The organism is Enterobacter cloacae (assembly GCF_011078175.1).
Lineage (GTDB): Bacteria > Pseudomonadota > Gammaproteobacteria > Enterobacterales > Enterobacteriaceae > Enterobacter > Enterobacter cloacae_Q.
In genome coordinates, this window is the sequence record NZ_JAALCJ010000002.1 from 18,181 (window position 1) to 43,213 (window position 25,033).

Below are 25,033 nucleotides of genomic sequence, written 5' to 3' on the forward strand. Positions count from 1 at the left end.
AAGCCGGGTTAAAAACCCGGCTTTTAAACTTACAAAACTTAGTGAGCCGCTTCCGGCTTGTGCTTCGCCGCACTCTGGAAATCGTACGTCAGTTCGTTCTTCGCCTGATCCAGCCCCACCGTCACCTGACCGCCGTCTACCAGCGAGCCAAACAGCAGCTCGTTCGCCAGCGGTTTCTTCAGGTTGTCCTGAATCACACGCGCCATCGGACGCGCACCCATCGCACGGTCGTAGCCTTTTTCAGCCAGCCAGTTACGGGCCTCCTGACTCACTTCCAGCGACACGCCTTTCTGATCCAGCTGAACCTGCAACTCGACGATGAACTTGTCCACAACCTGATGGATCACTTCGGTAGACAGGTGATCGAACCAAATTATGTTGTCCAGACGGTTACGGAACTCCGGCGTGAAGATCTTCTTGATCTCTTCCATCGCATCGGTGCTGTTATCCTGGTGGATCAGGCCGATGGATTTACGCTCGGTTTCACGTACCCCGGCGTTGGTGGTCATCACCAGCACCACGTTGCGGAAGTCCGCCTTGCGCCCGTTGTTATCGGTCAGCGTCCCGTTGTCCATCACCTGTAGCAGGATGTTGAACACGTCCGGGTGCGCTTTCTCGATTTCATCGAGCAGCAGTACCGCATGCGGATGCTTGATCACCGCGTCGGTGAGCAGGCCCCCCTGGTCAAAGCCCACGTAACCCGGAGGCGCACCAATCAGACGGCTGACGGTGTGGCGCTCCATATACTCGGACATATCAAAGCGCAGCAGTTCAATGCCGAGCGCTTTGGAGAGCTGAACCGTCACCTCGGTTTTCCCGACGCCGGTTGGGCCAGCGAACAGGAAGGAACCGACAGGCTTGTGGTCATGCCCCAGCCCGGCGCGCGCCATCTTGATCGCTTCGGTTAAGGCCTCAATGGCTTTATCCTGACCAAAGACCAGCATTTTGAGGCGATTGCCGAGCGTGCGCAGCGTGTCGCGGTCGCTCTGAGAAACACTCTTCTCAGGGATACGCGCGATGCGGGCCACCACGGACTCAATATCCGCCACGTTAACGGTTTTCTTGCGCTTGCTGGCCGGCATCAGGCGCGCACGCGCTCCCGCTTCGTCAATCACGTCAATCGCTTTATCCGGCAGATGACGATCGTTAATGTATTTCACCGCCAGCTCCACCGCCGCACGCACCGCTTTCGCGGTGTAACGCACGTCGTGGTGCGCTTCGTACTTGGTTTTCAGACCGTTGATGATCTGCACCGTTTCGTCAACCGACGGCTCGGTAACGTCGATTTTCTGGAAACGACGCGCCAGCGCACGATCCTTCTCAAAGATGTTGCTGAACTCCTGGTACGTTGTGGAGCCCATTACGCGGATCTTGCCGCTGGAGAGCAGCGGTTTGATCAGATTTGCCGCATCCACCTGGCCACCGGACGCCGCACCTGCGCCGATGATGGTGTGGATCTCATCGATAAACAGAATGCTGTTAGTGTCCTGCTCCAGCTGTTTTAACAGCGCCTTGAAGCGTTTTTCAAAATCGCCGCGGTATTTGGTGCCCGCCAGCAGTGAGCCAATATCCAGCGAGTAGATGGTGCAGTCGGCAATCACTTCCGGCACATCGCCCTGCACAATGCGCCAGGCCAGACCTTCGGCAATCGCGGTTTTACCTACGCCAGATTCCCCCACCAGCAGCGGGTTGTTTTTGCGGCGACGACACAGCACCTGGATCGCACGTTCCAGCTCTTTATCGCGACCAATCAGCGGGTCGATTCCGCCAACGCGAGCAAGCTGGTTAAGGTTGGTGGTGAAGTTTTCCATACGATCCTCCCCGCCTGCTTGCTCTTCATTGCTGTTGATCTGTCCGCTGGGATCCGATGCCTGGTTAGGCTCGTCTTTGCGCGTTCCGTGAGAGATGAAGTTAACCACGTCGAGCCGGCTGACTTCGTGTTTGCGCAGCAGGTAAGCCGCCTGGGACTCCTGCTCGCTGAAGATGGCAACCAGGACATTAGCGCCAGTGACTTCGCTACGTCCGGAAGACTGGACGTGGAAAACCGCGCGCTGCAACACGCGCTGGAAGCTAAGCGTCGGCTGCGTGTCGCGCTCTTCTTCACTGGCTGGCAGCACCGGTGTGGTTTGTTCGATGAAGGCTTCGAGTTCCTGACGTAGCGCCACCAGATCCACGGAGCAGGCTTCCAGCGCTTCGCGGGCAGATGGGTTGCTAAGCAGTGCGAGCAGCAAGTGCTCGACGGTCATAAACTCATGTCGGTGCTCACGCGCTCTGGCGAAAGCCATGTTTAAACTGAGTTCCAGTTCTTGATTGAGCATAGGCACCTCCCCCAATTTTATGCCTTATCAGGCCTTTTCCAGCGTACACAGCAACGGATGCTCGTTCTCCCTTGCATAGTCGTTCACCATCGCTACTTTGGTTTCCGCGACTTCGGCTGTAAAGATGCCGCAGATCGCTTTGCCACGATAATGAACGGTAAGCATCAGTTGCGTTGCACGTTCAACATCATAAGAAAAGAACTTTTGTAGCACGTCAATAACAAATTCCATCGGCGTGTAATCATCGTTCATTAACATAACTTTATACATAGATGGCGGTTTTAGCGCGTCGCGCACTTTATCTTCCGCCAGCTGATCAAAATCCAGCCAATCGTTGGTCTTACCCATTATGCATAACCACTTTGAATCTACCTCAGATGTTAGATAACAATCATCTATTACTGTCATCCGCGATGTCTGTCACAAACTGTTGCAATAGCGTTAACTGCCTCAAATTTTGATTGATTATTGTCCCAACTCCAGCGCCAAACGCTTGACGGCTTCTTCCGTTTCTCTAAATTGTACAAGCGTGAGATGGCGAGGTTTTGAACAGCCCCCACTCCACCACCGGTTCATTCCATCTTAATTTATAAGATTTACGAAGGATGTCGAAGCATGGAAATGGGTACTGTTAAGTGGTTCAACAACGCCAAGGGGTTTGGCTTCATTTGCCCCGAAGGCGGCGGCGAGGATATCTTCGCTCACTATTCCACCATTCAGATGGATGGTTACAGGACGCTCAAAGCCGGGCAGTCCGTCCGGTTTGATGTACACCAGGGGCCAAAAGGCAATCACGCCAGTCTTATCGTGCCCGTTGAAGCAGAAACGGTTGCATAGCCTCTGATTCATTGTGTACACCACGCAGGCAAAATGCCAGCCCGATCGGCTGGCATTTTTATTTTCAGGTTATTCCCGAGCCAGCGCATCCACCGGATCCAGCCGCGCCGCGTTTCGCGCCGGCAGCCAGCCAAACAAAATACCGGTAAACGTTGAACACAAAAACGCGGTGAGGATCGCCATCGGTGAGAAGCCAATCTCCCACCCCGGTAAAAAGAGCTGGAGCGCGAAGGCGATCATCATCGAGAGCGCAATCCCCATCGCGCCTCCCACCAGACACACCAGCACCGCTTCAATCAAAAATTGCTGGAGCACGTCGCTGGCTCTGGCCCCGACCGCCATGCGGATGCCGATCTCCCGCGTACGTTCGGTCACCGACACCAGCATAATGTTCATCACCCCTATCCCGCCGACGACCAGCGAAATCACCGCCACCAGCGTCAGGAACAGCTGAAGAGTACGTGTGGTCTTTTCCGCCGTTTTCAAGAGGCCGTCCATGTTCCAGGTGAAGAAATCCTTTTTCCCGTGGCGCAGAGTGAGCAGCCGCTCAAGCTGCTGTTCGGCCAGCGCGCTGTCATAACCCTCCTTCACGCGCACGGTAATGGAGTTGAGCCACGACTGCCCCATGATGCGCCCGGAAATGGTGCTGTACGGCAGCCAGACGCGCAAAATTTTGCTGCTGCCAAACATCGACTGTTTCTCCTCCGCTACACCAATCACCGTAGCGGGCATGTTACCCACCAGGATTACTTCCCCCACCACACGGGTTTTATTGGGGAAAAGCTGCCTGCGCGAGTTAGCGTCCAGCACCACCACCTGCGCCCTGCCCGCCAGCTGTTCTGCGTTAAAGGTCGCCCCTTCGCTAAAGGTCATGCCGTAGACGTTGAAGTAATCTCCGCTGACGCCGTTAGCGCTGGCCGCCACGTCGATGTTGCCGTAGCGCAGACGCAGGTTTTGCGAGACGGCAGGCGTGGCGGAATTGACCCACGGCTGCTTCTGAATAGCCGCCAGATCGTCATATTTCAGCGCCTGCTGATACTGCGGCTCGTCGTCGCCGAAATCTTTGCCGGGGTAAACGTCGATGGTGTTAGTCCCGATGGCGCGAATATCCGCCAGCACCAGCTGTTTCGCCGCATCGCCCACCACCACAATCGACACCACCGAGGCAATACCGATAATGATGCCAAGCATGGTCAGCAGAGTGCGCATTTTGTTGGCCGCCATCGCCAGCCAGGCCATGGTCAGCGCCTCGCGGAAACCGCTGGAAAACTGTCCCCAGCCGGTGGACGCTGGCAAGGCTTCTTTCGGTGCCGCCGCTCTGGACTGACGCGGCGGCGGGTTGCTGATTAACTCACCGTCGCGGATCTCAATGATGCGTTCGGCCTGCGCCGCCACCTGCGGATCGTGGGTGACGATAATCACCGTGTGCCCCTGATCGCGAAGCTGATGCAGGATCGCCATCACCTCTTCGCCGGAATGGCTGTCGAGCGCGCCGGTGGGCTCATCGGCGAGGATCACCTGTCCGCCGTTCATCAGCGCGCGGGCAATACTTACCCGCTGCTGCTGGCCACCGGAAAGCTGCGAAGGCTGATAATCAACACGTTCTGCCAGCCCAAGACGCGTTAACAGCGCCTTCGCGCGTTCGAGGCGTTTTTTGCGCTCGACGCCTGCATACACTGCCGGCACTTCCACGTTCTGCGCCGCGCTCAGATGGGAAAGCAGATGGTAACGCTGGAAGATGAAGCCAAAATGCTCGCGGCGGAGCCTCGCCAGCGCGTCGCCGTCCAGAGTGGAAACATCCGTCCCGGCTACGCGATAGGTGCCGCTGGTGGGCTTATCCAGACAGCCGAGGATATTCATCAGCGTCGATTTACCCGAGCCGGACGCGCCGACAATCGCCACCATTTCGCCCGCTTCAACGCGCAGGGAGATGCCTTTCAGCACCTCCACCGGCCCGTCGCCGGACGGGTAGCTGCGACGAATGTCATTCAGCTCAAGCAGCGCCGTCATTGCGGGGCTCCGGGCAGGCTTTCGCTGGTGACCACTTCTTCACCCTCTTCCAGCCCTTTCACTACCACCACGTCAGTGTCATTACGCGCGCCAATCACCACTTCCCGTTCGCGGGTTTCGCCGTTGCGCAACACTTTCACCTTATAGCGATTGTCCCCGGCAGATTCCCCCAGCGCCGAGAGCGGAACCGTCAGCACATTCTTCACGCCCGTCAGCTGGATATGGACCTGGGCAGTCATATCAAGACGCAGCACCCCCTGCGGATTTGGCACCTCAAAACGGGCGTAGTAGAAAATAGCGTCGTTGACCTTTTCCGGCGTCGGCAGAATGTCCTTCAGCACGCCTTCATAGCGCGTCTGCGGGTCGCCCAGCACCGTAAACCAGGCTTTCTGCCCCGGCTTAAGATGAATGACGTCCGCTTCAGATACCTGGGCTTTCACCAGCATGGTGCTCATATCCGCCAGGGTCAGAATGTTCGGCGCCTGCTGCGCGGCGATCACCGTCTGGCCTTGCAGGGTGGTTATCTGCGTCACTTCCCCGGCCATTGGCGCAACGATTTGCGTGTAATCGAGGTTGGTTTTCGCCGTATCCAGCGAGGCCTGATTCCGCTTGATCTGCGCGTCGATGGTGCCAATCTGCGCCTGCTTCACCGCCAGCTCCGTGGCGGCAGTGTCCAGATCCTGCTTCGAAATGGCCTGCGTTTTGGCCAGCGCCTGCTGGCGCGTCAGGGTGACCTGGGCAAGATTACGCTCCGCCTGAGCCTGAGCGCGCTGGGCGCGTAGCTCCATCAGCGTCGCTTCCACTTCGCGGATCTGGTTTTGCGCCTGCTCAGGATCGATCACGCCCAGCAGCTGGCCTTTTTTAACCTTATCGCCAATTTCAACCGACAGGGTTTTTAACTGGCCGCTGACCTGCGCGCCCACGTCAACCTTACGCAGGGCATCCAGTTTCCCGGTCGCCAGCACGTTTTGTTGTAGTTCGCCCGGGCGAACAATCAGCGTTTGATACTGCGGTACCGGCGCGTTCAGCACCTTCCATAACCAGAATCCGCCCGCTAACACCACTACCGCCAGCAGCAGAAACAGCTTTCTGCGTTTTCCCTTCAGGTTCATAAATATTCCAAATAATTGTTCTGGCTATTATCACCGTTGATTTTATCTAAACCACTCCTCAACGAAACCCCCGATCCCCGTAATTCGTCGGGAATTGTTTACCCGATGTTGATAAAGCGCCTGCTGAAATAGCGATATTCCACCAGAAGCAGGATCTAACATGTCTTCCATCGTCGATACACCCTATTCAACGCTGCCCCAGCCTAAATCGGGCTGGCAATTGTTCAAAAGTCTGGCATCGGGTTCCCTCACGCCGGGGCTGGCATGGAAAAATCCGGCCTATCGACGTAAGTTTATGTTGCGCTCGCTGGCAACGCCGTTCACCACCGCGCGCCTGCTCGGAAACCTTGCTAAACAGCCCCGTCTGATGCAGATCCTGCGCGTACAGCCCGGCCTGCCGTGCCGGCTGCACCGCCCATGGCTGACCGTCAATATGGGCCGCCAGAATACGCTGGACGCATTGAACGATCACTATCAAATGATGAGCCGCCATCTTCCGGCGTCGCTGCTGAACGGTTACCTTTCCAGCCAGGGCACCACGCTGGTGACGTTAACGGGCAAAGAGGAGCAGCAGTTTAGCGTTCGCCTGAGCGCGGATGCGTTTCTGGACAAAGAAGGGGAAGCGACCCTCACGTTTTGCGATCACCAGAATACGGTGCTGGCTGAGCTGACGTTTACGCTGTGCCAATATCAGGGCAAGTCAACGCTCTTCATCGGCGGAATGCAGGGGGCAAAAGCGCATGTCGCGCACGAGCACATTCAGCTGGCGACCAAAGCCTGTCACGGACTGTTCCCAAAACGTCTGCTGGTTGAAGCGGTCATGACGCTGGCAGGCGCCTTCCCCGTCGAGCAGATCCTCGCGGTAAGTAACGCCACCCACATCTACCGCAGCTGGCGCTATCGCAAGAAAAAAGAGGGAAAATTGCTGGCAGACTATGACAGCTTCTGGCGCTCCCTTGGCGGACAGCAGCAGGATAACGGCAACTTTTCCCTGCCGCTAACCATGCCACGCAAACCCATGGAAGAGATTGCGAGTAAAAAACGGTCCGAATACCGCCGCCGCTATGCCCTGCTTGATAGCCTGATCCAACAGGTTTCGCAGGCGACTGCCCGTTAGTCGGCCCTCCCGCGCGCCAGCCAGAGGACGCGGGAGAACATTTTACGCAGCAGCGTGGGCACCGACTCCACGCCTCGCCTGCCCGCTTCCGTCGCGACTTCAATGGCCAAATCCGGTTTTGACGACCGGTGGATCGCTTTGGCAATCACCCGACGCATATTCATGGGCACATCCACCGGGATCATCGCCACGCGGTGAAAGACGTCGTCAAAGCCCTGGCGGTACATAAAGTGCTCCATGTCCATCGCAGGCAGCGCGGTCAGATGTTCACGCTCCGCCTCTCGATCGTTATTGAGCAGGCTGCGCACGGTCGCCGCATATTTTTTACCCGCCTCATCGCCATCCACCAGCACGTGCCACTCGATCCCCATCCGGCGCGCAAATTTGATCAGCGGCTTTAGGCCCGACTGAGCAAATTCGATCACTTTGATCCCTTCGGCGTCAAAGTGGTGCCCGCACTGGCGAGCCAGCTCGTTTATTACCCAGGTTTCCGTTTCCCCTTCCACCAGCAACCAGCAGCGGGCAAACAGGGAAGAGGCACGGTTAAAACGGATATGAAACGCAATGCGTCGGCCATCTTCGGCATTTAACCCGCCGGGCCCGAGCCGGTAGGCGGTGACGCGCGACGATTCACGCACCAGGCGGCAGACATACTCCACCGGGGTCAGGGAGAGCAGCTCGCCAGAATTCGTGGTGGTGACTCGCTGCAACGGCAGCAGATTCAGAAGATGCCAGGCTACGGAAAGCATAATTGGGTGCAGCCGCGTTTCCGGATCTTCCACCAGCAGTAGCGGGCGCGCGTCCCGATCCAGGCGCACCGTCCCTTTCGCCTGTAAAAGCGTGGAGAACAATCCCAGCAGGATCACCCGATGCGTGCGCCCGCCGGGGCGGTCGATCATGCGGTTGATGATATCGAGATAGCGCCAGCTTCGTTGTTCATCGTGCGAGCGGCGACGCATCAGGCGGTGGCGCGCCTGCCCCGTACCCTGCTCGGAGAAGTAGTGCTCCAGCAGTTGGACCATGGCAGACAGTCCCTGACGGATCTGGCCGTCGGTGAGGTTCTGCGGCCGTGAGACCAGTTCACGGGCGAGGAAATCCAGTTCGCGGGCGGTCACTTCCACCTCGGGCATATTCGGCACGGTGCCGTTGCGGATCCGCCGCATAAAGCGCGCGTCTCGTAAGCGCAACACGGGGGAGAGGCGGATAAGATGGCGGGCAAGCTCGTCAATATTATCGAGCGGGATCGTATTCCCCTTCTCATCAAGGAATTCACGCAGGGTTAACACCCCGTCTTTTTGCGCCATTTCGCCCTCAAGGCGATAGAAAATACGATGGAAACCATCTTCACAAGGCACCCAGCAGGGCGACATTGGGCGAAAACGACGCACGCGATGGCGACCAGGCTCAGATTCGCGGAAGGTCAGTATGATATGCAGATGTTTCTCGCGTCCGTTGACATCCCCCGGCGGAAACCAGAAGTCATCATGAACGAAATGGTACAGCTTCTCTTCGGGCGAAAGCAGCAGCGTCAGGGCATCCAGCAGACTGGATTTACCCCAGGCATTTTCGCCTATCAGGACGTTGTTCTGTTCCAGTTGCAGTGACAGGCGGTTAATCCCGCGAAACCCGACAATCTCCACACGTTCGAGTAGCATACATCCCCCGCATTTCGGCCACTTTTTCCTTCAAATTATCAGCAGTATAGCGGCAGGCTGTGGGTCACGACAGCAGAATATACGCCCCTTTAATTACTGGACTATTCTCTAATTACCTGCGATCTGAACAAGGATTGACATCACATTGCCTTAAATCAAATTTAGTGAATTTATTTGAGTGGCGAAGGGATGTTGATGGTTTCAAAATACTGGCTCTTTGAGTCGTCATCCCTTTATGGCGATATAACCCGTGCGCAGGAATGGGCGCGGACGTTTATTATTGAGGTGGTTATGTTCAGAAAATTAGCGGCAGAATGCTTTGGTACATTCTGGCTGGTGTTTGGTGGCTGCGGTAGCGCAGTACTGGCAGCCGCATTTCCGGAATTAGGTATTGGCTTTGTCGGCGTCGCGCTGGCATTCGGTTTAACCGTATTAACGATGGCATTCGCTGTGGGCCATATTTCCGGCGGTCATTTCAATCCGGCGGTCACGTTAGGTTTATGGGCGGGCGGACGTTTCCCGGCGAAAGAGATTATTGGCTATATTATTGCCCAGGTTATTGGCGGTATTATTGCCGCGGCGGTGCTGTACGTGATTGCCAGCGGAAAAACCGGGTTTGACGCCGCGGCCAGCGGTTTTGCGTCGAACGGCTTCGGCGAACACTCTCCAGGCGGCTACTCAATGTTGTCTGCTATCGTGATTGAAATTGTGCTCACCGCAGGTTTCCTGTTGGTGATCCACGGCGCAACGGACAAATACGCGCCTGCGGGCTTTGCTCCCATCGCTATTGGTCTGGCGCTGACGCTGATTCACCTGATCTCCATTCCGGTGACCAACACCTCCGTTAACCCGGCGCGCAGCACCGCGGTGGCTATTTTCCAGGGCGGCTGGGCGCTTGATCAGCTGTGGCTGTTCTGGGTGATGCCAATTATCGGCGGTATTCTGGGCGGCGTGTTGTATCGTACCCTGCTGGAAAAACGCGATTAATGGTTTTCTCCCTCTCCCCGTGGGAGAGGGGCGGGGTGAAGGCTAGAGGCCGCACAACCTCATATATACAAGCCGGGTAAGGCGTAGCCGCCACCCGGCTTTTTTTGTAGCTTTACCTTACAGTCTTTATTGGGTAGTGTCTTTGGCGCTTAACTGATACTCAAAAGGACCGGCTGTTCATGTTCTCAGGACTCCTCATCATTCTTCTGCCCCTGATTGTGGGCTACCTTATTCCGCTGCGTCATGAATCGGCCTTAAAGCTTATTAATCGTTTACTCAGCTGGATCGTTTACGTCATTCTGTTCTTTATGGGGATCAGCCTGGCCTTCCTGGATAATCTGGCGACGAACCTGCTTTCCATCCTGCATTATTCTGCGGTTACGGTAGTGGTTATTCTGCTGTGCAATATTGCCGCACTGTTCTGGCTGGAACGCGCTATTCCCTGGAAAAATCACCACCATCAGGAAAAGCTCCCCTCCCGTATTGCGATGGCGCTGGAATCATTAAAGCTGTGCGGCGTGGTGGTACTCGGTTTTTTACTGGGGCTGACCGGCTGGGCATTTTTACAGCACGCAACGGAGGCCAGCGAATATACGCTTATTTTCCTGCTCTTCCTGATTGGTATTCAGCTGCGAAATAATGGCATGACGCTGAAGCAGATTGTCCTTAACCGCCGGGGCATGATGGTTGCCGTTATCGTTGTGGCCAGCTCACTGGCGGGGGGCGTGATTAACGCCTTTATTCTCGACCTGCCGCTAAAAACCAGCCTGGCGATGGCATCCGGTTTTGGCTGGTATTCGCTATCCGGTATTCTGCTGACCGAATCGTTTGGCCCGGTGATCGGCAGCGCCGCCTTCTTTAACGATCTGGCGCGCGAGCTGATAGCCATCATGCTGATCCCCGGTCTGGTACGCCGCAGCCGCTCTACCGCGCTGGGCCTGTGCGGGGCCACCTCAATGGACTTTACCCTGCCGGTGTTGCAGCGCTCGGGGGGGCTGGAAATGGTTCCAGCCGCCATCGTACACGGCTTTATTCTGAGCCTGCTGGTCCCCATTCTGATGGCGTTCTTCTCAGCCTGATACTGCTTTGGCGGTAGTGAACCTGCCGCCAAAATTGCGCTAAATCAATAACCCTCCACTTAGTCTAAGAAAGCACTTTTCTCCGTTGTGGCACAGGCATAACCTTAAACATGTATATCAAATATAACTTTAACAGGTGTGATTATGTTTTGTGTGCAATGTGAACAAACCATCCGTACCCCAGCAGGCAACGGCTGCTCTTACGCGCAGGGTATGTGCGGCAAAACCGCAGAAACGTCCGATCTCCAGGATCTGCTGATTGCTGCGCTGCAAGGCTTGTCCGCCTGGGCCTTCAAAGCCCGTGAATATGGCATTGTCGATCACTATGTCGACAGCTTTGCGCCGCGCGCATTTTTCTCCACGCTGACCAACGTTAACTTCGATTCTCCACGCATTGTGGGCTATGCACGCGAAGCAATTGCCCTGCGTGAAGCCCTTAAAGCGCAATGCCTGAATGCCGATGCCAGCGCCCGCGTGGACAATCCGATGGCAGAACTACAGCTGGTGAGCGACGACCTGGGCGAGCTACAGCGTCAGGCCGCAGAATTCACTCCAAATAAAGACAAAGCGGCAATTGGCGAGAACATCCTCGGCCTGCGTCTGCTGTGCCTGTACGGCCTGAAAGGCGCTGCGGCCTATATGGAACACGCGCACGTTCTCGGCCAGTACGACAACGATATTTACGCTCAGTACCACAAAATCATGGCGTGGCTGGGCACCTGGCCTTCCGATATGAATGCTCTGCTTGAGTGCTCAATGGAAATCGGTCAGATGAACTTCCGCGTGATGAGCATTCTGGATGCCGGGGAAACCAGCACTTACGGGCACCCGACACCAACGCAGGTCAACGTTAAGGCGACCGAGGGCAAATGCATCCTCATCTCCGGCCACGACCTGAAAGATCTCTACAACCTGCTGAAGCAGACCGAAGGCACCGGCGTTAACGTTTATACCCACGGCGAAATGCTGCCTGCTCACGGCTACCCGGAGCTGCGTAAATTTAAACATCTGATCGGTAACTACGGCAGCGGCTGGCAGAACCAGCAGGTTGAATTTGCCCGCTTCCCTGGCCCTATCGTAATGACCTCTAACTGCATCATCGACCCGACGGTGGGCGCATATGACGACCGCATCTGGACCCGCAGCATCGTCGGCTGGCCGGGCGTGAGCCACCTCGAAGGCGACGATTTCGGTCCGGTTATCGCCCAGGCGCAGCAGATGGCAGGCTTCCCGTACAGCGAAATTCCGCACCTGATCACCGTCGGTTTTGGCCGTGAAACCTTACTGGGTGCGGCAGATTCCCTGATTGACCTCGTCAGCCGTGAAAAACTGCGCCACATCTTCCTGATCGGCGGCTGTGACGGCGCGCGCGGGGAACGTAACTACTTCACCGATTTTGCCACCCGCGTGCCGGAAGACTGCCTGATCCTGACCCTGGCCTGCGGTAAGTACCGTTTCAACAAGCTGGACTTCGGCAACATCGAAGGTCTTCCGCGCCTGGTGGATGCCGGTCAATGTAACGATGCGTATTCAGCCATCATTCTGGCGGTCACGCTGGCAGAGAAACTGGGCTGCGGCGTGAACGATCTGCCGCTGTCGCTGGTGCTCTCGTGGTTCGAGCAAAAAGCGATCGTGATCCTGCTGACCCTGCTCTCTCTCGGGGTGACCAACATCGTCACCGGGCCAACCGCGCCGGGCTTCCTGACGCCGGATCTGCTGGCCGTGCTGAACGAGAAATTTGGTCTGCGTTCCGTGACCAACGTTGAAGACGATATGAAGCAGCTGCTGAGCGCGTAAGGAGTAATTCATGACCATGCCAACCTCACAATGTCCGTGGCGGATGCAGGTTCATCACATCCACCAGGAGACGCCTGATGTGTGGACGCTCTCACTGATTTGCCACGATTACTATCCGTACCGTGCAGGTCAGTATGCGCTGGTCAGTGTGCGCAATTCGGCGGACACTCTGCGCGCCTACACGATTTCCTCAACGCCGGGCGTGAGCGAATACATCACGCTTACCATTCGCCGCATTGATGACGGTGCCGGCTCGCAATGGCTGACCCGTGACGTGAAGCGCGGAGACTATATCTGGCTGTCTGACGCCCAGGGCGATTTCACCTGCGACGATAAAGCGGAGGATAAATTCCTGCTGCTGGCGGCGGGCTGTGGCGTGACGCCAATTATGTCGATGCGTCGCTGGCTGGCGAAGAACCGCCCGCAGGCCGACGTGCAGGTCATCTTCAGCGTGCGTTCTCCGGAAGATGTGATTTTTGCCGACGAGTGGCGCAACTACCCGGTGACGCTGGTCGCGGAAAATAACGCCACGCACGGTTTCGTGGCGGGCCGGCTAAGCCGCGAGCTGCTGCAAAGCGTGCCGGACATTGCGGATCGTACCGTGATGACCTGTGGCCCGGCACCGTACATGGAGATCGTGGAGAAAGAAGTGAAAGCGCTCGGCGTGACCCGCTTCTTCAAAGAGCAGTTCTTCACACCCGTGGCGGAAGCGGCAACCAGCGGGATGAAGTTCACGAAGCTGCAACCGGCGCAGACCTTCTTTGGCCGCGTGGGCACTACGCTGCTTGAAGCGCTGGAAAGCAACAACGTGCCGGTAGCGGCAGCCTGCCGCGCTGGGGTGTGCGGATGCTGCAAGACCAAAGTGATTTCCGGTGAGTACACCGTCACCAGCACCATGACGCTGACCGACGCGGAAATTGCAGACGGTTACGTGCTGGCATGTTCGTGCCATCCGCAGGGTGATTTGGTGCTCGCATAATCTGTCGCGGTTCACCTCAAGCCCGGTAAGCGTCAACGCCACCGGGCTTTTTTATGCGTGCAGGCCAGCGCATTTGCCTTCGTAACTCCTGTAGGCCCGGTAAGCGTCAGCGCCACCGGGCTTTTTGCCGGGTGGCACTACGTTTACCCGGCCTACGTTGTGCCTACTGCCTGTACGGCAGCCCGTTATTTGTTTGACTTTGCCAGGCGCGACGCGCAGAAAAAACCACCTGTACATTAAGAATACTGAACAGGCAATACAGTCACTTTCTTCTAAGCTTGTAAGCGATATCACAAAAAGGAGACGGACAACCATGAAACAAACCGTGGCTGCATACATAGCGAAAACCCTTGAGCAGGCTGGCGTAAAGCGTATCTGGGGCGTCACCGGCGACTCTCTGAACGGACTCAGCGATAGCCTTAACAAGATGAAGACCATTGAGTGGATGCCCACCCGCCATGAAGAGGTCGCCGCCTTTGCTGCCGGTGCCGAAGCGCAGCTTACGGGTGAACTCGCTGTCTGTGCGGGTTCCTGCGGACCGGGAAACCTGCACCTCATCAACGGTCTGTTCGACTGTCACCGCAATCATGTTCCGGTGCTGGCGATTGCGGCTCACATTCCGTCATCTGAAATCGGTAGCGGCTATTTTCAGGAGACGCATCCGCAGGAGCTGTTCCGTGAATGCAGCCACTATTGCGAGCTGGTCTCATCACCGGAGCAGATCCCGCAGGTGCTGGCGATAGCCATGCGTAAGGCGGTGCTGAATCGCGGAGTTTCGGTGGTTGTGCTGCCGGGGGACGTGGCGCTGAAGGCCGCCCCTGAAACCGCCACCACTCACTGGTACTCTGCGCCACAGCCAACCATTACCCCTGCGGATGAAGAGCTGAAAAAGCTGGCGCAACTGCTGCGATACTCCAGCAATATTGCCCTGATGTGCGGCAGCGGCTGCGCCGGCGCGCATAAAGAACTGGTGGAATTTGCCGGCAAGCTCAAGGCGCCAGTTGTGCACGCCCTGCGCGGGAAAGAGCACGTTGAATACGATAACCCGTACGATGTCGGCATGACCGGGCTGATCGGTTTTTCCAGCGGCTTCCACACCATGATGAACGCCGACACGCTGATCCTGCTCGGCACCCAGTTCCCGTACCGCGCGTTCTACCCGACGGACGCCAAAATTATCCAGATCGACATTAATCCCGGCAGCATCGGCGCGCACAGCAAGGTCGATATGGCGCTTATCGGCGATATCAAATCTACCCTCGCCGCCCTGCTGCCGCTGCTGGAAGAAAAAACGGACCGTAAATTCCTTGATAAAGCCCTGAGCGACTATCGCGATGCGCGCAAGGGGCTGGACGATCTCGCCAAACCGAGCGATAAAGCCATCCACCCGCAGTATCTGGCGCAGCAGATCAGCCACTTCGCCGACGACGATGCCATCTTCACTTGCGACGTAGGCACCCCCACCGTGTGGGCTGCACGCTATCTGAAAATGAACGGCAAACGTCGCCTGCTGGGTTCGTTCAACCATGGCTCAATGGCCAACGCCATGCCGCAGGCGCTGGGCGCAAAAGCGACGGCACCGGAACGTCAGGTGGTGGCGATGTGCGGCGACGGCGGGTTCAGTATGCTGATGGGAGATTTCCTGTCGGTGGCGCAGATGAAGCTGCCGCTGAAAATCGTGGTCTTTAATAACAGCGTGCTGGGCTTCGTGGCGATGGAGATGAAGGCCGGAGGTTACCTCACGGACGGCACCGAGCTGCACGACACTAACTTTGCCCGCATCGCCGAAGCCTGCGGCATCACCGGTATCCGGGTAGAAAAAGCCTCCGAGGTGGACGGCGCCCTGCAACGCGCCTTCTCCATCGACGGCCCGGTGCTGGTGGATGTGGTGGTGGCCAAAGAAGAGCTGGCGATCCCGCCGCAAATCAAGCTGGAACAGGCCAAAGGTTTTAGCCTCTACATGCTGCGCGCTATCATCAGCGGGCGCGGTGACGAAGTGATCGAACTGGCAAAAACCAACTGGCTCAGGTAAAACATTTCACAAGACCTCTTAAAATAAAGGGATGTGAAATGATTGATTTACGTAGTGATACCGTTACCCGTCCGGGCCGCGCCATGCTCGAAGAGATGATGGCCGCTCCGGTCGGGGACGACGTCTACGGCGATGACCCGACGGTCAACGAACTCCAGCGCTATGCAGCAGAGCTGAGCGGTAAAGAGGCCGCCCTGTTCCTGCCCACCGGCACGCAGGCTAATCTGGTGGCGCTGCTCAGCCACTGCGAGCGCGGCGAAGAGTATATCGTCGGCCAGGGGGCGCATAACTATTTGTACGAAGCCGGCGGTGCGGCGGTGCTTGGCAGCATCCAGCCGCAGCCGATTGACGCCGCGCCGGACGGATCCCTGCCGCTGGATAACGTTGCGGCAAAAATTAAAGCCGACGATATTCACTTCGCCCGCACGAAACTGCTCAGTCTCGAAAATACCCATAACGGTAAAGTCCTGCCGCGCGAATACCTTAAAGCCGCATGGGACTTTACCCGCGAGCGTAAGCTCGGCCTGCACGTTGACGGCGCGCGTATATTTAACGCCGTGGTGGCCTACGGCTGCGAGTTGAAAGAGATCGCCCAATATTGCGACTCGTTCACCATTTGCCTCTCAAAAGGGCTGGGTACGCCAGTGGGTTCTCTGCTGGTCGGCAATGCCGATTACATCAAACGCGCCAACCGCTGGCGTAAAATGACCGGTGGTGGCATGCGCCAGGCGGGGATTCTGGCGGCGGCTGGCCTTTATGCTCTGAAAAACAACGTGGCGCGCCTGAAGGACGATCACGATAACGCCGCGTGGATGGCCACGCAGCTGCGCGAGATTGGCGCCGACGTGATGCGTCACGACACTAACATGCTGTTTGTGCGCGTGGGTGACGAGCAAGCTACCGCGCTGGGCGAATTTATGAAAGCGCGCGGCGTACTGATCAACGCCTCTCCTGTAGTGCGTTTGGTGATGCATCTTGACGTTAACCGCGAGCAGCTGGCCGAGGTGGTGAAACACTGGCAGGCGTTTTTACAGCGTTAAGGAGCATAGCGTGCCGCAACGTATTCTGGTGCTCGGCGCCAGCGGGTATATCGGTCAGCATCTGACCACGGCGTTAAGCCAGCAGGGGCACCAGGTGCTGGCAGCGGCACGCAACACCGAGCGTCTGCAAAAGCTACATTTGACTGGCGTGACGTGTCATAACGTCGACCTTAGCTGGCCGAAGGCGCTTCCTGGGCTGCTGGAAGGGGTCGATACGCTTTACTATCTTGTTCACAGCATGGGCGAAGGCGGCGATTTTATCGCCCACGAGCGTCAGGTGGCGATGAACGTCCGCGATGCGCTGCTGCAAACCCCGGTAAAGCAGGTGATTTTTTTAAGCTCGCTCCAGGCGCCAGAGAACGAGCAGTCCGACCATCTGCGCGCCCGCCAGCTGACGGCAGACACGTTGCGCAGCGCCGATATTCCCGTTACCGAACTGCGGGCAGGGATCATCGTCGGCGCGGGTTCCGCCGCTTTCGAGGTGATGCGCGATATGGTTTACAACCTGCCAGTACTGACGCCGCCGCGCTGGGTACGCTCACGCACCACGCCCATTGCGCTGGAGAATTTACTGCATTATCTGGTGGCTCTGCTCGATCACCCGGCGGAGCACCATCGCGTGCTGGAGGCGGCAGGCCCGGAAGTGCTGAGCTATCAGGAGCAGTTCGAACATTTCATGCGCGTCAGCGGACGCCACCGCTGGCTGATCCCCATCCCCTTCCCGACCCGCTGGATCTCAGTCTGGTTTTTAAATGTGATCACCTCCGTCCCGCCGACCACCGCCAAAGCGCTGATCCAGGGGCTGAAGCACGATCTCCTGGCGGACGATCGCGCGCTGCGTGCGCTGATCCCTCAGGAACTGATCCGCTTCGATGACGCGGTACGCAATACGCTCAAAGAGGAAGAGAAGCTGGTCAACTCCAGCGACTGGGGCTATGACGCGCAGGCCTTTGCCCGCTGGCGGCCCGAGTACGGCTATTATCCGAAACAGGCGGGCTATACGGTAAAAACCACGGCCAGCCTGGGAGCGCTGTGGGAAGTTGTGAACCAGATCGGCGGCAAAGAGCGCTATTTCTTCGGCAATATTCTGTGGCAAACGCGCGGCGCGCTGGATCTGCTGGTCGGTCACCGGCTGGCAAAAGGCCGCCCTGCCCATCCCTGGCTGAAGGTGGGCGATACCGTCGACAGCTGGAAGGTGATTATTGTTGAGCCCGATAAACAGCTGGCACTGCTGTTTGGCATGAAGGCGCCGGGGCTGGGGCGGCTCTGCTTCACCCTGAAGGATCACGGCGACCATCGTGAACTGGACGTCAGGGCATGGTGGCATCCGCACGGCATGCCGGGTCTGTTTTACTGGTTGATGATGATCCCGGCACACCTGTTTATCTTTCGCGGAATGGCGAAACGGATTGCGCAACTGGCAGAAGAAAAGCGGGAAAATAACTAAATAAAACTCTTAATCTTTCACCTTTCCCATTGCAACACATCGTAATTCACGAAAGAATGCGCACGAAATTCTTTTCAACACAGTGGATTGTTATGAAGGTACTGGTTACCGGGGCGACCAGCGGCTTAGGCCGAAATGCGGTCGAGTTTCTGCGCAACAAGGGCATCAGCGTGAGGGCCACCGGTCGCAATGAGGCGATGGGTAAACTCCTGCAAAAAATGGGCGCTGAATTTGTCCATGCCGATCTGACGGAGCTGGTCTCCTCGCAGGCGAAGGTGATGCTCGCCGGTATTGACACGCTGTGGCACTGCTCCAGTTTTACCTCCCCGTGGGGCACTCAGGAAGCCTTCGATCTTGCCAACGTGCGCGCTACGCGTCGTCTGGGCGAATGGGCCGTCGCCTGGGGCGTGCGTAACTTTATTCATATCTCCTCCCCGTCGCTCTATTTCGACTATCACCACCATCGTGATATTCAGGAAGATTTTCGCCCCGCGCGCTTTGCCTGTGAGTTTGCCCGCAGTAAAGCGGCTGGCGAAGAGGTGATCGACCTGCTGGCCCAGTCAAACCCGCACACCCGGTTTACGGTGCTGCGTCCGCAGAGCCTGTTCGGGCCACACGACAAGGTGTTTATTCCGCGGCTTGCGCAGATGATGCACCACTACGGCAGTGTGCTCTTACCCCGCGGCGGCGATGCGCTGGTGGACATGACCTATTACGAAAATGCCGTTCACGCCATGTGGCTGGCGAGCCAGCCAGACTGCGATAAGCTGGTATCGGGGCGCGCGTATAACATTACCAACGGCGAACCCTGTACCCTGCGCAGCATTGTGCAAAGATTGATTGATGAGTTAAAGATCGACTGTCGGATCCGTTCCGTTCCCTACCCGATGCTGGATATGATCGCCCGCAGCATGGAGCGTTTTGGCAGTAAATCGGCGAAAGAGCCTGCGCTGACGCATTACGGCGTCTCGAAGCTCAACTTTGATTTCACGCTGGATATTTCGCGCGCAGAGAACGAGCTGGGGTATAAACCGATTGTATCGCTGGATGAAGGGATAATGCGTACGGCGGCATGGTTACGGGATCACGGGAAACTTCATCGATAATCAATCGGGCCTTCTCCCACTGGGAAAAGGAGCAAACAGTAAAACGGCAACCTTTCGGTTGCCGTTTACTTTTACAGAGCGGTCCAGGCATCGGCCCATGCCAGGCCTGCGCCTGGTTCATAGTATGCCGGGGCGTTGTTACACCAGCCGCTGTACGGGAACGGCTTGCACTGGAACAGTTTACCGTGGTTGTTCACGATATCACCTGCGTTGTACTTGCTGTTCGCGCTCCAGGCTGCATAAGCACCGTCATCCTGAGAAGGGGTTGATGCTTTTGCTTTCACGTTCAGCAGATAGGAGGTGGTGCTGCTCAGTTCGCCATCGCTGACGGTCAGGCTCACTTCATACTGCTGCGCCGTTGCGGACTCTGGTGCCGTAAAGGTCACCACCGCTTTATCCTGTCCGGTCACGGTCTGACCATCCTGAGAACGCCAGGTGTAAGTCAGCTTGTTGCCATCTGCATCGGTAGAACCTTCCGCGCTCAGGGAAACCTGCGCACCCGCCTCAACGGCACCGATTGGACCAGCGATATGCGCCACCGGCGCGTGGTTCACAGCAGCAGGTTCAGCCGGGGTTTCATCCGGTACTGGCGCTGGCGCTGGTGCTGGCGTTTCGTCTTCTGACGGCGTTGGTGTCGGTGTCGGTGTTACCGGAGTTTCATCCGGCGTAACGGCAGAGCCATCGTCGTTCACGATGTTAACGTTAAAGAACTTCTGCACGCACTTGCTATAATCGCCCTCTTTGAACGCGCTGAACGGCGTCTGGTAGCCAACGAGCTGGCAAGAGTAGGTTGCGCCGCTTGGCGTATCCGCGCTCCATCCCCAGTCCTGCTCCCAGTAGATCTTAAGCGCACCAGCACCGCCTTCGTCGAACTGTTTCATGTTGGCACAGCCCAGCACTTCGTTCGCCGGAACAGGCACTTTCAGGTAGTTCGCGAACTCTTTGTAGTACTTGATACGGTTCTGAGACTGCGCGATTTCGGTCGGGCCGCCGCACTCAACGCCACCGTTGATGATCTGGGTGGTCACGCCAAAGCCCGGGACCAGCCCGTTGGCTTTATCGTGATCGTTCGGCTGCCACGTGCCGTCGATCACCTGCAACATGCTTGGTTTTGGCGGCTGTGGATAGGCGAAGAAGAAGATCGCACTCGCCAGGTTCAGCCAGGTATCCGCCACCAGTTCAGGTTTGTCGAGCAGGGTACGTACGTCACCGTACATCGCTTCCGAGAATGGACCGTAGTTATAGTTGTAAGACAGCTGCTTCGCACCGCGACCAAAGTAGCTCAGGAAGTCACCGTCTTTATCTTTACCGCAAGGCCAGGTCTGACCCTGCCAGACGTCCGGGTTACATTCGCCGTTATAGCCGCCCTTCTGCCCTTCGCTCCAGCCCATTTCACGCACGTGTACCAGCGCCTGACGCCATTCGGCTTCCGGACGCCAGCTTTCGTGGCCGCCGGTTTCCTGAGCAAAGTGAGCAAACATGGTTGCCAGCTCTTTACGGCAGATGGCATCACTGTCGCGACCATCGTTGTAGTTCTTACACAGCGCCGGGAATTTACCGACCGCTTTCAGGAAGTTGCTGTAGGTGTACGCCTGCGCGCGCAGCGGGAACAGGTACTCCCAGTCGCTGGCTTTCACGATCCCTTCCACGCGTTTCACGTTATCCGGGTTCGCCGCACGGCCTGGCTCGATCAGCTCAACCTGAGCGTTATCCAGCGTCTTAATGGTTTCCTTTACGGCTTCCATCAGAGGGAAGCTGGTCAGCTCTTTCTCTTTCTTCGCCAGATCGCTGGCTTTCATGGTGTAAGGTTCACTGGTAGTTGCTTGCAGCGAGGCGGCCTGTGCCATAAATGGTGCCACACAGGCGCCAGCCACGAGTACACTCAGTAACGTCCTTTTGTTCATTTCACTTTTCCTGTTGAGTAACGTTAAATATTAAAATCCAGGCTTATGTATTATTCCGTTAATAAATAAACCCCAGACAGCTGTTTTCACTTTTCGAAGAACACCCTGAGGAATTCTTCAAAAATAAAAAACTTAATCACGCATTGCGCTTTTCAGTTGCTGATATTTCCTCCAGACCTTTTTGGCATATATCATGCGCTGAGGGTAATTCTCTTTTTTTAACCCGGCGTTATAAGCTCCCACCGCCTCCCAGTTATAGCCATACACTTTAATCATGCCGGAAAGAATAGATGCGCCAACCATAATCGAGGTACAGGGCTCAGTCATCAGCCGATATTCATCAATACCTCGGCTCTCCAGTTCGGTGAAATGTGAGCTATTAATTTGCATCAGCCCGACATCCCGCGTGCCGTCATGATTTTCCCCTACGGCATATGGATTCATTCCGGATTCCACATTCGCTATCGCGTACAGCAAATAAGGGTCGACATGATAATAATGCGCCGCTTTATCCCAACAGTTTGCCAGTGCGCTTTGGCTTATTATCAATAACATCAAAATCAACTTTTTCATTTTTACCTGCTGACAGTTTCGTTTATTTCTCCTTAGCAACATCCTGTAAAATGAATTTTGAATGACTCCCCCTTTAAAAGGGGGAGTCATCAATGGGTTAGATTATTTGCAATCTGTTGATGCGCCTTCTTTCACCCATACGTCGCTGTTAGCTGGGTTATCACCACGGGTCCACCATTTGGCACGGTAAACGTTACCCTGGTAAGTGGTGGTTTCGCCGCCGTTGTACACGAGGTCAGAACGCCAGTTCATCTGCACGTTACTCACCAGTTCCCAGGCGTCCACACCGAAGCCAGGCTGATTGCCCTGCGTCCAGTACTTCGCTTTCCACACCAGATGGTCGAAGCTTACGGTATCGCCATTGTTGTAGATTTTGCTGGCATCCCACGCCGCGTATTTGCTGGCGTTAGCATCGACAGGCGTGTCGCAGCTGCCGGTTGCCTGGCCTTCATCCGATGGCGGGGTCACGTCATCAGACGGAGGAGTAACGTCGTCAGAGGGTGGGGTCACGTCATCAGCAGGTGGCGTTACGTCAGCCGGTTTCGGATTCACGGTAACCTGCACGTTAGACTGCACGCTGGTTTTACCATCGCCGACCACTACGCTCAGGGTGTAGGTGGACGTAGAGGCAACGTCTGGCGCAGTAATGCTTACGTTTGCGGTATCAGTACCGGTAGCATGCATGTCTGCTGGTACGCTCCAGGCGTAGGTCAGCGTATCACCGTCTGGATCCGCAGCTTGCGCATGCAGAGAATAGGTTTCACCCGCCTGAAGCGTGACTGCTTCCATCTGGTTTATCACGGGTGCCTGGTTCGCTTTCGGCGCTTTGTTTACCACCTGCACATCAATCGCGTTGCTCAGCCCTTTTGCATCCGTTACCGTCAGACGGAACGTCATGGTCTGGTCGGCAGTTGCGGCTGCCACGTTGAAGGTCGCTTTCGCTTTGGTGCTGTTGTTGATGGTGACAGACGGACCAGAGATCTGAGTCCATTTGTAGGTAATCGCATCGCCATCAGGATCGCTGGAAGCAGAACCATCGAGCGTAACGGTTACCGGGCCAGAAACGTTCTGATCCGCGGATGAGGCGATTGGCGCATGGTTGGTCACCACCGGATCAACCGGAGCAGAACCGCCCAGCAGGCTTTCGTTCATCGCGTTCAGGATGTCGCCAGTATCAGAATCAATAGACCATGCGAACAGGCCGCCCAGTTTATTCGCCAGAACATACTTACCTTTCGCCGTGGTTGAACGCGCATCTTCATACGTGATCAGGTCGCCGGTAGTTTTGTTGAAGACGTAAGGGGCTTCCGCGTCAGCGTCGTAGCCATATTCCCAGCCTGGTTTACCTTTGTATTCATTAACGATCTGACGATAGTCAACCACGCCCGGTTCCCAGGTCCCTTTCACCATACCCGTAGCAGTGCCGGTGAATGGATTGTTACCGGTGTAGCCATGCACGCCGGTCCAGCCGCGGCCATACATGCCCGCACCCACCACGATCTTGCCTGGCTGTACACCCTGAGAAAGCAGCGCGTTCACGCCATTTTCAGTGGTGTAGTCGGTGTCCGGACGCCATGCTGGCGCACGCAGCGCAGCCTGGTAGCCGAGAACGGTGTTGCTCCAGCCGCCGTAGAAGTCATAGCTCATCAGGAAGATGTGGTCGAGGTACTGCTGAGCGGCAGTGTAATCCACGTCTTCGATCTTATCGCGGCCTGCACCGATGGCGCTGGTCAGTTCATAGGTACGGCCCGTCTGTGCAGACAGCTCGTTCAGCATGGTACGCAGGTCGTGCATCAGCGCGGTATAGGTCGCTTTATCCTGCTGCGGGTTGCCTTTAGTTTCCGTCACGCCGCCGCCGCCAGGGAATTCCCAGTCGATATCCACGCCGTCAAAGAATTTCCAGGTCTGGAGGAACTCTTTTACAGAGGAGACAAAGCGTGCACGGATAGCCGGGTCGCCCATGTGGAAGAACGGATCGGAAAGCGTCCAGCCGCCGATGGATGGCAGCACTTTCAGGTCAGGATGGGCTTTTTTCAACGCCATCAGCTGGCCAAAGTTACCTTTGTACGGGTCGTCCCAGTTGGAAACGCCAGCCTGCGGTTTTTGCAGGGCTGCCCATGGATCGTGGATCGCCACGGTAAAGTCAGGGCGACCCTCGCAGTCGCGTTGCAGCACGGAGAAGCTGTTGCCACCTTCAACGGTTTTCAGGCCATCGTTAATGCCGTCACCGCCACAGATTGGAATGAAGCCGTACAGAATGTGGTTGAGGTTTGCCGCAGGAATTTTATCAACCGGGAAATTACGATCGTAAACGCCCCATTCCGGGAAATAGGCTGCAACCACTTTATCGGTGTGCTTCGCGAAAGCCTTGTTGTTTTCCTGCATGGCGGCGTTCAGCGGCAGCAGGTGGCTACCGTCGGTGTCAGCCACGATAACCAGCTTGCTGGCGCTTTTCGCACAGCCGCTGGCGTTACAGACTTCAACCTGCTCCTGATAACGCCCACCTTTTTTCACTTTGAACGTTGCCGAGCCCGTTGCGCCGCCAGCGCCGGTCCAGACGGTCTGTCCGTCCAGCAGCACTTTTGCTGAGGTAGGCGCATCGCCACTCCAGACGTTCCACTCGACTTTTACATCCACGCCATCGTTATGCACTTTGACAAGATTGTTATAATCCTGAGCAGCCTGATCCACTTCCACCAGGGCAAATTTGTCATTGCCATAGCCGATCGTCGGTGCACCTGGCGCCGCTGCAAATGCAGAGCTGGTTGCCGCCGCAATAAAGAGCGCCAGATATTTTGGCTTCATAAATTTCATTTTTTTTCCTGATAAATTTATTCGTAACGTAATAACCCATGTCTCTTCGTGAGATCATGGATGCATTTCGCGTAGTGCGTATTTAACCAACCTGAGTGCCGTGAACAAAAATAGTTTTTTGCTGCGTTGTATTCCTCCAATAAAAGATACAAGCCCAAATTCCGTGTAGCTTATATCCCTTACGATACACTGAGCGCAAAGAGACGTCCTTCTCTTCCACCATCAA

General features: G+C 56.4%; 18 protein-coding genes. 10 read left to right on the plus strand and 8 right to left on the minus strand.

Annotated elements, in window-relative coordinates; all coding sequences use genetic code 11:
* Positions 1 to 38: 38 nt before the first annotated feature.
* Entirely contained in the window at positions 39 to 2,318 is a 2,280-nt protein-coding gene (clpA, locus tag G6Q29_RS04295) for an ATP-dependent Clp protease ATP-binding subunit ClpA (protein WP_006809407.1), read from the minus strand.
* Between the two features lie 27 nt (positions 2,319 to 2,345).
* Positions 2,346 to 2,666: an ATP-dependent Clp protease adapter ClpS gene (gene clpS / locus G6Q29_RS04300; protein ID WP_006174393.1), complete on the minus strand. Its 321-nt coding sequence runs from the start codon at positions 2,664 to 2,666 to the stop codon at positions 2,346 to 2,348.
* Positions 2,667 to 2,933: 267 nt separating this feature from the next.
* Between clpS and cspD the strand changes: the two genes are divergently transcribed.
* Positions 2,934 to 3,155, plus strand: coding sequence for a cold shock-like protein CspD (gene cspD / locus G6Q29_RS04305; RefSeq protein WP_006809408.1), 222 nt, complete (start codon positions 2,934 to 2,936; stop codon positions 3,153 to 3,155).
* A 69-nt stretch (positions 3,156 to 3,224) separates the two neighbouring features.
* Here the strand turns inward: cspD and macB are convergent, their stop codons facing one another.
* Positions 3,225 to 5,165 carry a macrolide ABC transporter ATP-binding protein/permease MacB gene (gene macB, locus G6Q29_RS04310; protein WP_165464664.1) on the minus strand — a complete coding sequence of 647 codons (1,941 nt, stop codon included), beginning with the start codon at positions 5,163 to 5,165 and terminating at the stop codon, positions 3,225 to 3,227.
* Positions 5,162 to 6,277, minus strand: a complete 1,116-nt coding sequence (gene macA / locus G6Q29_RS04315) for a macrolide transporter subunit MacA (protein WP_165464665.1) — start codon at positions 6,275 to 6,277, stop codon at positions 5,162 to 5,164. Before macA ends, macB begins: the two co-directional genes overlap by 4 nt.
* A 160-nt stretch (positions 6,278 to 6,437) precedes the next feature.
* On the opposite strand from macA, the gene G6Q29_RS04320 reads away from it, so the two are divergent.
* The gene (locus G6Q29_RS04320) at positions 6,438 to 7,394 is read left to right on the plus strand and encodes a VirK/YbjX family protein (protein ID WP_165464666.1); all 957 of its coding nucleotides are present in this window, start codon (positions 6,438 to 6,440) and stop codon (positions 7,392 to 7,394) included.
* On the opposite strand, the gene G6Q29_RS04325 is transcribed toward G6Q29_RS04320, so the two are convergent.
* On the minus strand, positions 7,391 to 9,049 hold the full coding sequence (locus G6Q29_RS04325) for an ATP-dependent endonuclease (protein ID WP_165464667.1): 1,659 nt from the start codon (positions 9,047 to 9,049) through the stop codon (positions 7,391 to 7,393). The genes G6Q29_RS04320 and G6Q29_RS04325 overlap by 4 nt on opposite strands.
* Positions 9,050 to 9,340: 291 nt before the next feature.
* On the opposite strand from G6Q29_RS04325, the gene aqpZ reads away from it, so the two are divergent.
* The 8 genes from aqpZ to G6Q29_RS04365 all read left to right on the plus strand — a co-directional run bounded on the left by aqpZ (position 9,341) and on the right by G6Q29_RS04365 (position 19,516).
* Positions 9,341 to 10,036, plus strand: a complete 696-nt coding sequence (gene aqpZ / locus G6Q29_RS04330) for an aquaporin Z (RefSeq protein ID WP_165464668.1) — start codon at positions 9,341 to 9,343, stop codon at positions 10,034 to 10,036.
* Between the two features lie 179 nt (positions 10,037 to 10,215).
* Complete coding sequence (locus G6Q29_RS04335; protein WP_165464669.1) at positions 10,216 to 11,115, plus strand: lysine exporter LysO family protein; 900 nt, start codon at positions 10,216 to 10,218, stop codon at positions 11,113 to 11,115.
* Between the two features lie 144 nt (positions 11,116 to 11,259).
* Entirely contained in the window at positions 11,260 to 12,912 is a 1,653-nt protein-coding gene (gene hcp / locus G6Q29_RS04340) for a hydroxylamine reductase (RefSeq protein WP_165464670.1), read from the plus strand.
* A gap of 10 nt (positions 12,913 to 12,922) precedes the next feature.
* The gene (gene hcr / locus G6Q29_RS04345; protein WP_165464671.1) at positions 12,923 to 13,891 is read left to right on the plus strand and encodes an NADH oxidoreductase; all 969 of its coding nucleotides are present in this window, start codon (positions 12,923 to 12,925) and stop codon (positions 13,889 to 13,891) included.
* A gap of 313 nt (positions 13,892 to 14,204) precedes the next feature.
* Positions 14,205 to 15,923 (plus strand): ubiquinone-dependent pyruvate dehydrogenase, encoded by a 1,719-nt coding sequence (poxB, locus tag G6Q29_RS04350; protein ID WP_165464672.1) that lies wholly within the window; start codon positions 14,205 to 14,207, stop codon positions 15,921 to 15,923.
* 38 nt (positions 15,924 to 15,961) lie between these two features.
* The gene (ltaE, locus tag G6Q29_RS04355) at positions 15,962 to 16,963 is read left to right on the plus strand and encodes a low-specificity L-threonine aldolase (RefSeq protein ID WP_165464673.1); all 1,002 of its coding nucleotides are present in this window, start codon (positions 15,962 to 15,964) and stop codon (positions 16,961 to 16,963) included.
* Between the two features lie 10 nt (positions 16,964 to 16,973).
* The gene (locus G6Q29_RS04360; RefSeq protein ID WP_165464674.1) at positions 16,974 to 18,410 is read left to right on the plus strand and encodes an SDR family oxidoreductase; all 1,437 of its coding nucleotides are present in this window, start codon (positions 16,974 to 16,976) and stop codon (positions 18,408 to 18,410) included.
* Positions 18,411 to 18,502: 92 nt separating this feature from the next.
* The gene (locus tag G6Q29_RS04365) at positions 18,503 to 19,516 is read left to right on the plus strand and encodes an NAD-dependent epimerase/dehydratase family protein (RefSeq protein WP_165464675.1); all 1,014 of its coding nucleotides are present in this window, start codon (positions 18,503 to 18,505) and stop codon (positions 19,514 to 19,516) included.
* Positions 19,517 to 19,587: 71 nt separating this feature from the next.
* On the opposite strand, the gene G6Q29_RS04370 is transcribed toward G6Q29_RS04365, so the two are convergent.
* The 3 genes from G6Q29_RS04370 to G6Q29_RS04380 form a co-directional block, all read right to left on the minus strand.
* Positions 19,588 to 21,420 carry a glycoside hydrolase family 19 protein gene (locus G6Q29_RS04370; protein ID WP_165464676.1) on the minus strand — a complete coding sequence of 611 codons (1,833 nt, stop codon included), beginning with the start codon at positions 21,418 to 21,420 and terminating at the stop codon, positions 19,588 to 19,590.
* A 132-nt stretch (positions 21,421 to 21,552) separates the two neighbouring features.
* A complete protein-coding gene (gene iagB / locus G6Q29_RS04375) occupies positions 21,553 to 21,993 on the minus strand; it encodes a type III secretion system invasion protein IagB (RefSeq protein WP_165464677.1) in 441 nt (146 codons plus the stop codon).
* A 102-nt stretch (positions 21,994 to 22,095) separates the two neighbouring features.
* Positions 22,096 to 24,807 (minus strand): glycosyl hydrolase family 18 protein, encoded by a 2,712-nt coding sequence (locus G6Q29_RS04380; RefSeq protein ID WP_165464678.1) that lies wholly within the window; start codon positions 24,805 to 24,807, stop codon positions 22,096 to 22,098.
* Between the last annotated feature and the right edge of the window lie 226 nt (positions 24,808 to 25,033).